Here is a 12,640-nt window from a genome sequence, read left to right on the forward strand (position 1 = left end):
ACCCGGTTGGTCACTGATTCCTATCAGTCGTCACGCTGGGGAGTCGGGCGGGAAGGCACAGAACTCGTTGCCCTCCGGGTCGGCCATGATCCACCACGGCAGGTCCGAGGTGCGCTCGCGCAGCAGCGTCGCCCCGTGCCGGATCAGCGGCGCGGGCGTCGGGTCGGCGAGGGTGACGTCCCAGTGCATCCGGTTCTTGACCGTCCGGCGCTCCGGCGCCGGCTCGAAGATCCAGCGCTGCCAGGGGAAGCCCGCCGCGTCCACCACCGACGCCACGCCCGTCGCCGGCACCGCGCCCGGGACGCCGGAGCCCGCCGGATGTGCGGAATCGGCCGGGCGCAGGTCGGCCCGGCCGCCGAGGGCCCGCGCCCACCAGTGGGCCTGGGCGGCCGGGTCGGCCGCGTCCACCACCAGGTGGCAGGGGCCGGGCCGGGTGTCCGCGCGGGCGGGCAGGGCAGCGAAGAGGTTGCCCTCCGGGTCGGCCAGCACCCACCAGTCGATCTCCGAGTCCGGCTCGCGGACGAGCCGGGCGCCGGCGGCCCGGAGCCGCTCGGGCCCGGCCTCGGCGAGCCGCAGGTCGAGGCGGACCCTCGTCCTGCCGGTGCGGGGCTCGGGCACCCGGTTCACCCAGATCGACTCGGCGGGGGAGGCGGGTGGGGCCGCGTCGACCCGGGCGTCCCCGTCGCCGGTGTCCACCAGCCGACCGCCGAGCACCTCCGCCCAGAACGCCCCCAGCAGACGGGGGTCGGCCGCGTCCAGACAGAGATCCTTGAACCGGGCGATCATCGCCCCATCATCCCCAACCCCGTCCACCCGGCCCGGCCGGCCCCCGCCCGATCCGTGTCCATCGTGGACGCGACGGGCTCGCCCCCGTGTGCCCGGTGGGCGAGGCGGACCCACCGGGCCGGGTGGGAACGGGTGTGCGGTCAGTGGCGGGCGCGCTTGATCTCGTGGAAGGCCGGCATCCGGATCAGCGGGAGCAGGGAGTCCCAGAGCACCAGCGCGTCGTCGGTGTCGGGGACCTCGGTGAGGATCGGCCCGTGGACGCCCCGCTCGGCGCTGGGCACCATCAGGACCGGGGAGCCGATGTCCGGGCCGGCCGAGGAGTACGCGAGGGCGTGCGACTCGTGCACCGCCCGGTCCCAGCTCTCGTCCTCCAGCGCCGACGCCACCGCGTCCAGCCCGGCCGCCTCGACGGCGGTGGCCACGATCTTGTCGGAGAGCGGGTTGCCGGCGTCGTGGCTGTGCTCGCCGAGCGCGGTGTAGAAGCGGCCCGCGTCGTCGTGCCGACCCTGCGCGCGCAGCGCCTCGACCAGCCGCAGCGCCCGGGCGGAGGCGGCCATCGGCTCGGCGAACTGCGGCGGGACCTTCCCGGCGTTGAGGATCGACAGGCTGAACGCCCGCCACTCGACGGCCAGGTTCCGGGCCTCGGCGACCCGGACCAGCCAGCGGGACGCCCGCCAGGTCCACGGGCAGACGGGGTCGAAGAAGAAGGTGGCATCCATCCGCCAGAGCGTACGGGCGCCCGGCGGGCCCCGCACCCGGCACGCCTTCCGCACTCGCCCGCCATCCGCCCGCCGCGCCGCCCAGCCGACCCCGTCCGGCCGGCCTGGGCCAGCCCGCCCGCCGGCCTGGGCCCGGTCGCCGCGCCGGCCCGTCCGACGGGACGCCCGGTACGGGGCGCGGGGAACGGGACGAACGAGGGCGCCGGTGACCCCACGCCGGGGTGGTCCACGCCCGTGTGTCCGATACTTTCCAGTCGCGCTGCGGCCAGGTTTCGCCGCTCGGCAGGTCGGGCAGTGTTGACGCCACGAAACGCCTGGGGGCGGGTCGGACCGGTAACGGTCAGAGGAGTCTCGCCGTGCGCCGGGGCCACGGACCCCTTCCCCGGTTCTCGCCGATGCACATGAGGGGGAGGCGATGACGAACCACGTCGACCAAGCGCGACATCGGCGTCGGCCACGGGTACGGGCCACCGCGGCGGCCGCCGCGGTGGCCCTGCTGGCGCCGCTGGCCGCGTGCGGCTCGGACGAGGCCGGCGGCCCGCCGACGATCAACCTGTACTACGGCCCCGAGCAGAACCTGCAGCAGGTCGTCGACGACTGCAACGCCGAGGCGCAGGGCCGCTACCGGATCGTCTACCGGACGCTGCCGCGCGAGGCCGACGACCAGCGGGTGCAGATGGTCCGCCGGCTCGCCGCCGAGGACAGCGGGATGGACGTGCTCGGTCTCGACGTCACCTGGACCCAGGAGTTCGCCAGCGCGAACTGGATCCGGGAGTGGACCGGGCAGCGCAAGGCCGACGTGGAGCAGGGCACCCTGGCCGGCCCGCTGGAGACCGCGACCTACGAGGACCGGCTCTACGCCGCGCCGAAGAACACCAACGTGCAGCTGCTCTGGTACCGCAAGGACCTGGTGGAGCAGCCGCCGACGACGTTCGACGAGATGATCCAGCAGGCCCAGGACCTCAAGAGCCAGGGCAAGCCGTACCAGATCCTCACCATGGGCGCCCAGTACGAGGGTCTGGTCGTCTTCTACAACACCCTGGTCGCCAGCGCCGGCGGGAACATCGTCAGCCCCGACGGCAAGCGGGCGGAGATGGACGAGGGGGCGGTCCGGGCGCTGGAGACCCTCCAGCGGTTCGCCACCTCCGGGGTCACCTCGCCGTCGTTCAGCAACTCCGCCGAGGACCCGGTCCGGTTGGAGTTCCAGTCCGGCAACGGCGCCTTCCAGCTCAACTGGCCGTTCGTCTACCCGGCGATGCAGGAGGCGAACCCGGAGCTGGCGCAGCAGGTCGCCTGGGCCCGGTACCCGGGCGTCGACCCGGGCACCCCCGGCAAGGTCACCGTCGGCGGGTACAACCTGGCGGTCAGCGCGCACTCGAAGCACCCGGAGGAGTCCTTCGAGGCCGCCGCCTGCCTGCGTAACGAGAAGAACCAGAAGTTCTCCGCGATCAACGACGGTGTCCCGCCGACCATCGAGGCGGTCTACGACGACCCGGAGATGGACGAGGCGTACCCGATGAAGGAGACCATCCTGGCGGAGCTGCAGGACGCGGCGACCCGGCCGCTGACCCCGGCGTACCAGAACATCTCCACCGTGATGTCGGCGTACCTCTCCCCGCCGTCGGCGATCCGGCCGCAGCAGACCGCCGAGGAGCTGCGCGGCGCGATCGCCGACGCGCTGGAGTCGAAGGGAGTGCTGCCGTGAGCGAGCGGACCGTCGCCGCGCCGCCGGACGGGGCCGAGGCCACCGGGACCGGAGGCGAGCAGGCCACCGAGCGGCACCCCTTCGCGCCGCCGCCGCGTGGGCGCCGCCACCGGGCCCCGCTGAGCGAGAACAAGCGGGCCGAGCGTCGGCTCGGCTGGCTGCTCTGCGCGCCCGCCGCGCTGGTGATGCTGGCGGTGACCGGGTACCCGATCCTGTACTCGGTCTGGCTCTCCCTGCAACGGTTCGACCTGCGTTTCCCCGACGAGCGGCAGTTCGTCGGGCTGGAGAACTACGCCACGGTGCTGTCCAACGAGTTCTGGTGGACGGCGTTCGGGGTGACCATGCTGATCACGGTGGTCACCGTCGCCGTCGAGCTGGTACTCGGCATGGGCCTGGCGTTGATCATGCACCGGACGCTGGTCGGGCGGGGGATCGTCCGGACCGCGGCGCTGATCCCGTACGGCATCGTGACGGTGGTGGCCGCCTTCTCCTGGCGGTACGCCTTCACCCCCGGCACCGGCTACCTGGCGGGCCTCTTCGACGGGACCGACCCGTTGACCGAGCGGGCCAGCGCGCTGGGGATCATCATGCTGGCGGAGATCTGGAAGACCACGCCGTTCATGGCGCTGCTGCTGATGGCCGGTCTGGCCCTGGTGCCGGAGGACCTGCTCAAGGCGGCCTCCACGGACGGGGCCACCGCGTGGCAGCGGTTCACCAAGGTGATGCTGCCGGTGATGAAGCCGGCGATCCTGGTCGCCCTGCTGTTCCGCACGCTCGACGCGTTCCGGGTCTTCGACAACATCTTCGTGCTGACCGCCGGGGCCAACGAGACCTCGTCGGTGTCGATGCTCGCCTACAACAACCTGATCCGGGGCCTGAACCTCGGCATCGGCTCCACCATGTCGGTGCTGATCTTCATCACCGTGGCGATCATCGCGTTCATCTTCGTGAAGCTGTTCGGTACCGCTGCCCCCGGCAGCGACGACGGGGAGAGGCGTTGACATGGCGGACACCACCACCCGGGCCAAGTTCCGCTGGGGTCTGCTGGACGTCTTCGTGGTCGTCTTCGCGCTGATCCCGGTCCTCTGGATCGCGTCGCTGTCGTTCAAGACCCCGGCGACGCTGACCGACGGCAAGTTCATCCCGCGCGAGTGGACGCTGGAGAACTACCGGTCGATCTTCAGCACCGACCAGTTCGTCCGGGCCCTGGTCAACTCGATCGGCATCGCCCTGATCGCCACCGTCATCGCGGTGGTGCTCGGCGCGATGGCCGCGTACGCGATCTCCCGCCTGGACTTCCCCGGCAAGAAGCTGCTGGTCGGCGTCTCCCTGCTGATCGCGATGTTCCCGCAGGTCTCGCTGGTGTCGCCGCTGTTCGAGATCGAACGGCAGCTCGGCCTCTTCGACACCTGGCCGGGGCTGATCCTGCCGTACATCACCTTCGCCCTGCCGCTGGCGATCTACACGCTGTCGGCGTTCTTCAAGCAGATCCCGTGGGACCTGGAGAAGGCGGCGAAGATGGACGGCGCCACCCAGGCGCAGGCGTTCCGGCGGGTCATCGCCCCGCTGGCCGCGCCGGGGCTGTTCACCACGGCGATCCTGGTCTTCATCTTCTGCTGGAACGACTTCCTGTTCGCCATCACGCTGACCTCCACCGAGCGGGCCCGTACGGTGCCGGTCGCGTTGTCGTTCTTCACCGGCGAGTCGCAGTTCGAGGACCCCACCGGGGCGATCTGCGCCGCCGCCGTGGTGATCACCGTTCCGATCATCCTGTTCGTGCTCTTCTTCCAGCGCCGGATCGTGTCCGGTCTGACCTCCGGCGCCGTCAAGGGATAGGTGGGTAGACGTGGCTGACATCGTGCTCGACAAGGTGAGCAAGAAGTTCCCGGACGGGACCGTCGCGGTGGCCGACGTCGACCTGGAGATCGCCGACGGCGAGTTCGTGATCCTGGTCGGGCCGTCCGGGTGCGGCAAGTCCACCACCCTGAACATGATCGCCGGGCTGGAGGACATCAGCTCCGGTGAGCTGCGCATCGGTGGCCAGCGGGTCAACGACAAAGCCCCCCGGGACCGGGACATCGCGATGGTGTTCCAGTCGTACGCGCTGTACCCGAACATGACGGTGCGGGAGAACATGGCGTTCCCGCTGCGCCTGGCCAAGCTCGACAAGCAGACCATCAACGCCAAGGTCGACGAGGCGGCGAAGGTGCTGGAGCTGACGCCCCTGCTCGACCGCAAGCCGGCCAACCTCTCCGGTGGCCAGCGGCAGCGGGTGGCGATGGGGCGGGCCATCGTCCGCCAGCCCAAGGCGTTCCTGATGGACGAGCCGCTGTCCAACCTGGACGCCAAGCTGCGGGTGCAAATGCGGACCGTGGTGTCCCGGTTGCAGAAGCAGCTCGGCACCACCACCGTGTACGTCACCCACGACCAGACCGAGGCGATGACCCTCGGCGACCGCGTGGTGATCATGCGGGGTGGGGCGGTGCAGCAGGTCGGCCCGCCGCAGGAGCTGTACGACAACCCGCGCAACCTCTTCGTCGCCGGGTTCATCGGCTCACCGTCGATGAACTTCCTGCACGCCGCCGTGGAGGAGGGCCGGCTGCGGACGGCGTTGGGGGACGTGCCGGTCGGCGACCGGCTCCGCCGCGAGCTGGAGGGCGCCGACGCCCCCCGTGAGCTGATCCTCGGCATCCGCCCCGAGCACTTCGAGGACGCCGACCTGATCGACGACGACACCCGGCAGCGGGGGATGGAGTTCACCGCCCCGGTCGACATCGTCGAGTCGATGGGCTCGGACAAGTACGTCTACTTCACCGTCGAGGGGGAGCGGGCCAGCGCCGCCGAGCTGGAGGAGTTGGCCGCCGACGCCGGTGCCGCCGACTTCGCCGGTGGCGGCTCGAACCTGGTCACCCGCCTGTCGGCGGAGTCGACCGTGACCGAGGGCCAGGACCGGCGGGTCTGGTTCAACCTGGAGAAAATCCACCTCTTCGACCCGTCCACCGGCCGCAACCTGACCCTCCACGAGGGCCGCGCCGCCGGCGCCCTCGCCGCCTGACCCCCACCTCGCCCGCGCCTCACCCCGCCCGAGCCTCGGGCGGGGTGGGGCGGGCGGGGCGCGGGGGTGAGGTCGTGGGGTGGTCAGGGGTGGGGGGTCCAGGTGAGGGTCAGGGGTAGGCCGAGGAAGGTGGCGTAACCGGTCAGGGCCGTCTCCACCTGGGCGCGGGTGGCGGGGGGTAGGGCGACCAGGGGGTGGATTTGCGCGCTGACCCTGGTCCTGGCGACGGTGCGTTTCCAGGTGCCGACCACCCGGCCGTCGTGCACGACGGTGGGCTGGAAGACGCCGTTGCCGCCCGGGATGACCGCCGGCTGGTGCGCCGGGTCCAGCAGCAGCGAGCGGTCCTTGTAGCCGAGCAGGTACTCGTCGAAGCCGGGCAGGGTGTGCACGTCGTCGACCGGGGTCGGGGGCGCGTCGAGCAGGGCCGAGTCGACCAGCGCCGGCACCCCGTCGACGGTGACGGTGGTCAGCGCGTCCCCGGCTTCGGCGATGCCGCGCTTGGCGTCGGCGGCGGTCAGCCCCGTCCAGCCGGCGAAGTCCTGCCGGGTGGTGGGGCCGTGGCTGCGAAAGTAGCGCCGGGCCAGGATGCCCAGGGCCTCGTCCCGCTCGGGCCGGTGCGGGTCGGGTACCCACTCGTCGAGCAGGGCGAAGGTCTGCTCGGTGCCGACGTGCGGGGCGATGCAGGTGACGCCGCGCTGGGCGGCGTACCAGAGCAGGTGGTAGCCGCGCTGACCGGCGGTCTCGACGCCGGCCGCGGTGAGCGCCGCCAGGCACTCGGCCCGGGTGAGCCGGGCCCCGCCGGCCAGGGCCGTGCCGAGCACGTCGGCGGCCTGGTCGGCCTCGGCCTCGGTGAGCCCCAGCACGGCCCGCCGCCGCTGCGCCCCGGCCAGGGCGCGGACCCCGGTCACCGCGAGCATCCAGTGCGCGTCCCGGGACGGCACCAGGTGCACGGTGCCGCGCATTGGCCAGGTGCGCAGCGCCTCCCGCCGTTCCAGGGCCTCCTGCACGTCAACCCGGGTCGCACCGGGCAGGCGGACGCCGAGCGACCAGAGGCCGCTGGCCGCGTCCTGGGCCTGCATCGCGCCGAACCACTCGACGACGTCGGCGACCGTGTCGGGGCGGGTGGCCGGGTGCGGGCGCAGCAGCAGGCTGGTCATCCGCAGCGCGCGGGCCTCGGCTGCGGTGAGGTCCACGGCCATCGGGGGCTCCTTCGTCCGGTCCGCCGGTCAGCCTAGCCGCCGACGCCGGGCCGGGTGACGACGCCGGCCGGGCCAGGCCGCGGAGCGGGACGAGCGGAGTGGTGGAGCGGGGCCGGCGCGCCGGGCGGCGGAGCGGGGAGGGGGCGGTGGGCCCCTGATCGCGTTGCGCCAGCGCCGTTGCCGACGAAACGCGATCCCCCGTTCAGGTACGCCGACGCGGGGCGGCGGGCTGACCTGCCGGCGCCGGTCATCTCAGGATGCGCCGGTGCCGGCCCTGCCGAAAGCGGTTTCGGGTGGAACTTGCGGATATCTTGAGCAACGCCGAGGGTTTGGGCTCAGCCTCGGCGGGGCTGCGGGACCCGGACGGCGGCCATGCCGGCCGCCGTGGCGGACTCGATGCCCAGGTCCGCGTCCTCGAAGACGAGGCAGGCCTGCGGTGGCACGCCGAGCAGGCGGGCGGCGAGCAGGAACGGCTCCGGGTCGGGCTTGGGGCGGGTGTAGTCGCCGGCGCAGACCAGGACGTCGAAGCGGTCGAGGAGGCCGAGCGCGTCGAGGCTGGCGGTGACGGAGTCGCGGGTGCTGCCGGAGACCACGGCGAACGGGATCCGGCCGTGCGCGTCGTCGATGTGCCGCAGCACGTCGGGGATGCCGGTCGCGGTGGGCAGCAACTGCTGGTAGAGGGCCTCCCGGCGGGCGACCACGGCCTCCACCGGCATGGCCAGGCCGTGCCGGTCGTTGAGGGTGGCGACGATGTCGGCGGTGGGCAGGCCGGCGAGGGCGTAGAAGAGGTCCTCGGGGAACGCGCAGCCCCACTCGTCGAGGGTGCGCAGCCAGGCCGTGTAGTGCAGGGGCATCGAGTCGACGATGGTGCCGTCGCAGTCGAACAGGTACGCCTGGAAGTCACCGGTGGGCAGGGGCAGCGTCACCGGCCCAGGCTATCGTCCGGTGGTCGGCCGCCCGCCCGCCGCCCCGCGCCCTGCGGCGCGCGGCACCCGCCGGGGCGGGCTCAGAGCCGCTGGTGCATGACGAGCAGGTCGACGTACCCCTGGGTGGGGTGCTGGAAGGCCTCCGGCACCCGGCCGACCACCTCGAAGCCGAGCGAGCGCCACAGCCGTACCGCCCGGGTGTTGGTGGCCACCACCGCGTTGAACTGCATCGCCCGGTACCCCTGGGCGCGGGCCAGGTCGAGCACGTGCTGGCCGAGTCGCCGGCCGACGCCCCGCCCGGCGGCGGCCGGGGCCACCATGAAGCTGGCGTTGGCGACGTGCGCGCCGGGGCCGAGCTGGTTGGGGGTCAGCTTCGCCGAGCCGAGCACCGTGCCGTCGGGGTCGACGGCGACCACGGTGCGTCCCGGCGCGGGGAGCAGCCAGATGCTGCGGGCCTGCTCCTCGGTGACGTCGCGCGGGTAGGTGTACGTCTCACCGGCCGCGACGATCTCCCGCAGGAAGGGCCAGATGGCGGGCCAGTCGTCGGCGGTGGCGTCCCGGATCTGCACGGTGTCGAGCATGCCAGCGGGGTCCGGCCGGGCGGTGGGCGGGTGCCTCACAGCAGCCCGGCGGCCATCGCCGTGGTGACCGCGGCGGTGCGGTCGGAGACGCCGAGCTTGGCGAAGGTGCGCATCAGATGCGTCTTCACCGTCGCCTCGCCGATGTGCAGTTCCCGGCCGATCTCCGGGTTGGAGCGGCCCTGGGCGACCAGCCGCAGCACCTCGACCTCGCGGGGGGACAGCGTCTCGCGGGTGGGGGCGGGCTGGCGGACCTGGCGCAGCAGCCGGGTCGCCACGGAGGGGGCCAGCACGGTGTCGCCGCGGGCGGCGGTGCGCACGGCGGCGACCAGGTCGGCCCGGGAGACGTCCTTGAGCAGGTACCCGGCCGCGCCCGCCTCGACCGCGCGGAGGATGTCCGCGTCGGTCTCGTAGGTGGTGAGCACCACCACCCGGGTGGCCGGGGACTCGGCGAGGACCCGTTCGGTCGCGGTCGCGCCGTCCAGGCCGGGCAGGCGAAGGTCCATCAGGACCACGTCGGGGCGCAGCGCCCGCGCCGCGGTGACCGCCTCGTGGCCGGAGGCCGCCTCGCCGACGACGGTGATGTCCGGCTCGCCGGCGAGCAGGCCGGCGACCCCGGCGCGGACCAGCGCGTGGTCGTCCACCAACAGGACCGAGATCACGGGTACGGCACCTCCACCCGTACGGTGGTGCCCGCGCCGGGGGCGGAGCGGACGGTCAGGGTGCCGTGCACCTGCTCCACCCGGGCCCGCATGGCGTCCAGGCCGTACCCGCCGGTGCCGTCGGCGGGGGTGAAGCCGGCGCCGTCGTCGGTGACCTCCAGCAGCACGGTGTCCGTGCCCTGGTCGAGCCGGAGCCGTACGGTGCTGGCCCCGGCGTGCCGGCGGACGTTGGCCAGCGCCTCCTGGGCGGCCCGCAGCAGCACCACCTCGACGGAGGTGGCCAGCGGTCGGGGGGTGCCGGTGGCGGCGCAGGTGGCGGTGACGGCGGTGTCCCGGCCGAACCGGTCGACCAGCCGGTGCAGGGCCTGGGCCAGCGGGGAGCCGGTCAGTTCGCCGGGGGTGAGCGCGGCGACGAGTCCGCGGACCTCGGCGAGGTTCTCCCGGGCGGTGCGCAGGGCCAGGTCGAGGTGCCGGCGGGCGCCGGCGGTGTCGCGGTCGAGGTCGGCGTCGGCGGCCTGGACCAGCATGACGACGCTGGACAGGCCCTGGGCGATGGTGTCGTGGATGTCGGCTGCCAGACGTTGCCGTTCGGCGGTGATGCCGGCCTGGTGGGACAGTGTCGCCACCTCCGTTCGGGAGCGGTCGAGTTCGGCGATCAGGTCGGCGCGGTGTTCGCTCTCGGTGACGGTGCGCTGTGACCAGACGCCGAGCACCGATCCCACGAGCACCACCATCGCGGCCACCAGCGCCGGTCCGCCGTACGCGGCCGGGTCGGCGGTGCGGACCACGAGCACGACCACGTGCACGCTGTTGAGCAGCAGCAGGGCGGCGATCGAGGGCAGCGCCGGGAACAGCATGAAGACCTGCGGGCAGAGCGCGAAGAGCACGAACGAGGTGGAGCCGGCCAGCAGCACCGCCGGTCCGTAGAGGGCGAGGACACCGGCGAGGTAGAGGTATCCGCGCCGGTCCTCGACGGAGTCGCGCATCAGCGGCCGGCCGATGGCGGCGTACCAGCCGGCGAGCGCGGCGAAGAGGGCGAGGACGCCGAGGCGGGCGGGGGTGGGGTGGCGGGGGTCGAGGGCCACCAGGGCGCCCACGCCGACGGTGACGGCGGCGAAGTAGGTGTCCCAGATCCAGAACCGGGTCGCCCAGCCGGTGGCGGCTCGGGCGCCGGCCGGGTGGCGCAGGCCGTCGAGGGCCACCGCCGTCGCGCTGCTCACCGGTTCCGCCGGCCCTGCCAGCAAAGGGTGGTCAGACACAGCAGCAGTCCTCCGGTGCACCAGGCGACCAGCACGAGCGCGGTCCGGCCGTGTTCCCAGGAGGGTACGACCTCCTGGGAGAGGACGGTGTCCGGCAGGAACGCCGAGCGGAAGCCCTGTGCCATCCACTTGAGGGGGAAGAGCGCGCCGAGGGTGCGCAACGGTTCCGGCAGCGCGCCGACGGGGGTGAAGAAGACCCCGGGAGACGAAGGCCAGGGCCAGGTAGGGCAGGTTCAGCACGGCGGCGGCGCTGCGGGCCGAGCGGGCCAGGGCGCTGACCGCGATGCCGAGCAGGGCGCAGGCGGTGCCGCCGAGCAGGAACACCCAGCCGAGGGTGAGCCACCGGGCCGGGTCGGCCGGCAGGGACAGGTCGAAGGCGAGTACCCCGACGGCGATCAGCAGGACCGCCTCGCCGACGCTGACCACCAGGGCCATCAGGGTCTTGCCGACGACGTACGCCGCCGGGGGCATGGGCAGGCCGCGTAGCCGGCGCAGGGTGCCGTCGTCGCGGTCGGCGGCGATGCCGGTGCCGAGGTTGACGAAGGTGGTGGAGGCGACCCCGGCGGCGATCATGCTGGGTGCCAGGTACTGGGCGGAGGTGACGTCGCTGCCGGGGTACACGCCGTCGAAGAGCGCGCCGAGCAGGATGAGGATCACCACCGGCATGGCGAAGGTGAAGACCACCGCGTCGCGTTCGCGGCGGAACGCGGTCAGTTCGAGCACGCCCCGGTGCAGCCCGAGGCGCAGGACGGCGCGGGCGGTGGTGGTCACGACGGTGCTCCGATCAGCTCCAGGTAGACGTCCTCCAGGCTGGGTCGGGTGACGCTCAGCTCGGGGACGGTCCCGCCGTACCGGCGGGTCAGGTCGGCGACCAGGGCGGCCGGGTCGTCGGTGTCGCGCTGCCCGCCGGCCCAGCGCACGGTGCTGCGGGCGGTGGCGCGTCCGCCCAGGGTGGCCGGGTCGCCCTCGGCGACCACCCGGCCGGCGGCGACGACCACGACCCGGTCGGCGAGGGCCTCCACCTCGTCGAGGTAGTGGGTGGTGAGCAGGATCGTGGTGTGCTGCGCTCCGGCGAGGTCCCGGATCAGCGCCCAGAACCGTCGGCGGGCCTGCGGGTCGAACCCGGTGGTCGGCTCGTCGAGGAAGAGCAGGCGGGGCCGGCCGAGCACGCCGAGGGCCACGTCGAGGCGGCGGCGTTGGCCGCCGGAGAGGGTACGGATGCGGGTGCGGGACCGGTCGGTGAGGCCGACCAGGTCGAGGACCTCGGCGGGGTCGCGGGGGTCGGGGTGGTAGTGGGCGAAGTGCCGGACGGCCTCGCCGACGGTCAGTTCGGCGAGGTCGGCGGCGCCCTGGGTGACGATGCCGACGCGGGAGCGCCAGGCGAGGCCGGCGCGGGCGGGGTCCTCGCCGAGCACCCGGACCTCGCCGTCGTCGCGGGCCCGCAGGCCGGCGAGGATCTCCACGGTGGTCGTCTTGCCGGCGCCGTTGGGGCCGAGCAGGGCGAGCACCTCGCCGGGGGTGACGTCCAGGTCGATGCCGGCCAGGGCGACCCGGTCGTCGTAGGCGCGGCGGAGTCCGCGGACCCGCACCGCGGGGGTTTCGGTCATGTTCCGATCGTCGGTGCGGGGTCGGGCCGTGCGCGACGACCGGTGGCAGGAACGGTGGTGTCCGTCGACCGGGGGACGCCCCCTGCGGGTGTTTGACGGGGCAAGTATCGGGTAGTCGCCGGAGTTGATCCCTGACGAGGAGGA

General features: G+C 73.4%; 12 protein-coding genes and 1 pseudogene. 4 read left to right on the top strand and 9 right to left on the bottom strand.

Translation table 11 applies throughout. The annotated features are described in order from the left end of the window. Positions 1–30: 30 nt before the first annotated feature. Positions 31–786 carry a VOC family protein gene (locus tag ACQUFX_RS04315; protein WP_428964728.1) on the bottom strand — a complete coding sequence of 252 codons (756 nt, stop codon included), beginning with the start codon at positions 784–786 and terminating at the stop codon, positions 31–33. Positions 787–926: 140 nt separating this feature from the next. Continuing rightward, the gene (locus ACQUFX_RS04320; RefSeq protein ID WP_428964729.1) at positions 927–1,505 is read right to left on the bottom strand and encodes a mycothiol-dependent nitroreductase Rv2466c family protein; all 579 of its coding nucleotides are present in this window, start codon (positions 1,503–1,505) and stop codon (positions 927–929) included. Positions 1,506–1,920: 415 nt separating this feature from the next. Between ACQUFX_RS04320 and ACQUFX_RS04325 the strand changes: the two genes are divergently transcribed. The 4 genes from ACQUFX_RS04325 to ACQUFX_RS04340 are packed head-to-tail and all read left to right on the top strand — an operon-like array spanning position 1,921 to position 6,265. Further along, positions 1,921–3,210 (top strand): ABC transporter substrate-binding protein, encoded by a 1,290-nt coding sequence (locus ACQUFX_RS04325; RefSeq protein ID WP_428964730.1) that lies wholly within the window; start codon positions 1,921–1,923, stop codon positions 3,208–3,210. Then, positions 3,207–4,211, top strand: a complete 1,005-nt coding sequence (locus tag ACQUFX_RS04330) for a carbohydrate ABC transporter permease (protein ID WP_428964731.1) — start codon at positions 3,207–3,209, stop codon at positions 4,209–4,211. The genes ACQUFX_RS04325 and ACQUFX_RS04330 overlap by 4 nt, the downstream gene beginning before the upstream one ends. Position 4,212: 1 nt before the next feature. Further along, complete coding sequence (locus ACQUFX_RS04335) at positions 4,213–5,046, top strand: carbohydrate ABC transporter permease (RefSeq protein ID WP_428964732.1); 834 nt, start codon at positions 4,213–4,215, stop codon at positions 5,044–5,046. Positions 5,047–5,056: 10 nt separating this feature from the next. Further along, positions 5,057–6,265: an ABC transporter ATP-binding protein gene (locus tag ACQUFX_RS04340; RefSeq protein WP_428964733.1), complete on the top strand. Its 1,209-nt coding sequence runs from the start codon at positions 5,057–5,059 to the stop codon at positions 6,263–6,265. 83 nt (positions 6,266–6,348) lie between these two features. Here ACQUFX_RS04340 and ACQUFX_RS04345 read toward each other — a convergent pair whose 3' ends face one another. From ACQUFX_RS04345 to ACQUFX_RS04375, 7 genes and pseudogenes are all read right to left on the bottom strand, one after another. Continuing rightward, positions 6,349–7,464 carry a winged helix DNA-binding domain-containing protein gene (locus ACQUFX_RS04345; protein ID WP_428964734.1) on the bottom strand — a complete coding sequence of 372 codons (1,116 nt, stop codon included), beginning with the start codon at positions 7,462–7,464 and terminating at the stop codon, positions 6,349–6,351. A 335-nt stretch (positions 7,465–7,799) separates the two neighbouring features. Continuing rightward, complete coding sequence (locus tag ACQUFX_RS04350) at positions 7,800–8,390, bottom strand: HAD family hydrolase (RefSeq protein ID WP_428964735.1); 591 nt, start codon at positions 8,388–8,390, stop codon at positions 7,800–7,802. Between the two features lie 80 nt (positions 8,391–8,470). Then, entirely contained in the window at positions 8,471–8,971 is a 501-nt protein-coding gene (locus ACQUFX_RS04355; RefSeq protein WP_428964736.1) for a GNAT family N-acetyltransferase, read from the bottom strand. A 35-nt stretch (positions 8,972–9,006) separates the two neighbouring features. Further along, the gene (locus ACQUFX_RS04360) at positions 9,007–9,630 is read right to left on the bottom strand and encodes a response regulator (RefSeq protein ID WP_428964737.1); all 624 of its coding nucleotides are present in this window, start codon (positions 9,628–9,630) and stop codon (positions 9,007–9,009) included. Beyond that, a complete protein-coding gene (locus tag ACQUFX_RS04365; RefSeq protein ID WP_428966856.1) occupies positions 9,627–10,616 on the bottom strand; it encodes a sensor histidine kinase in 990 nt (329 codons plus the stop codon). The genes ACQUFX_RS04360 and ACQUFX_RS04365 overlap by 4 nt, the downstream gene beginning before the upstream one ends. A gap of 230 nt (positions 10,617–10,846) precedes the next feature. Then, positions 10,847–11,660: pseudogene (locus tag ACQUFX_RS04370) on the bottom strand (ABC transporter permease). Next, positions 11,657–12,496: an ABC transporter ATP-binding protein gene (locus ACQUFX_RS04375; RefSeq protein WP_428964738.1), complete on the bottom strand. Its 840-nt coding sequence runs from the start codon at positions 12,494–12,496 to the stop codon at positions 11,657–11,659. The pseudogene ACQUFX_RS04370 and the gene ACQUFX_RS04375 overlap by 4 nt, the downstream one beginning before the upstream one ends. Positions 12,497–12,640: the final 144 nt, after the last annotated feature.

Source organism: Micromonospora fluostatini, from assembly GCF_050410825.1.
Taxonomy (GTDB): Bacteria; Actinomycetota; Actinomycetes; order Mycobacteriales; family Micromonosporaceae; genus Micromonospora; species Micromonospora rosaria.

Bases quoted from the DNA above. Each gene is read 5' to 3' on its own strand.
- ACQUFX_RS04335 (WP_428964732.1), top strand. From the start codon at position 4,213: ATGGCGGACACCACCACCCGGGCCAAGTTCCGCTGGGGTCTGCTGGAC.
- ACQUFX_RS04355 (WP_428964736.1), bottom strand. From the start codon at position 8,971: ATGCTCGACACCGTGCAGATCCGGGACGCCACCGCCGACGACTGGCCC.
- ACQUFX_RS04315 (WP_428964728.1), bottom strand. From the start codon at position 786: ATGATCGCCCGGTTCAAGGATCTCTGTCTGGACGCGGCCGACCCCCGT.
- ACQUFX_RS04325 (WP_428964730.1), top strand. From the start codon at position 1,921: ATGACGAACCACGTCGACCAAGCGCGACATCGGCGTCGGCCACGGGTA.
- ACQUFX_RS04375 (WP_428964738.1), bottom strand. From the start codon at position 12,496: ATGACCGAAACCCCCGCGGTGCGGGTCCGCGGACTCCGCCGCGCCTAC.
- ACQUFX_RS04320 (WP_428964729.1), bottom strand. From the start codon at position 1,505: ATGGATGCCACCTTCTTCTTCGACCCCGTCTGCCCGTGGACCTGGCGG.
- ACQUFX_RS04345 (WP_428964734.1), bottom strand. From the start codon at position 7,464: ATGGCCGTGGACCTCACCGCAGCCGAGGCCCGCGCGCTGCGGATGACC.
- ACQUFX_RS04365 (WP_428966856.1), bottom strand. From the start codon at position 10,616: ATGCGCGACTCCGTCGAGGACCGGCGCGGATACCTCTACCTCGCCGGT.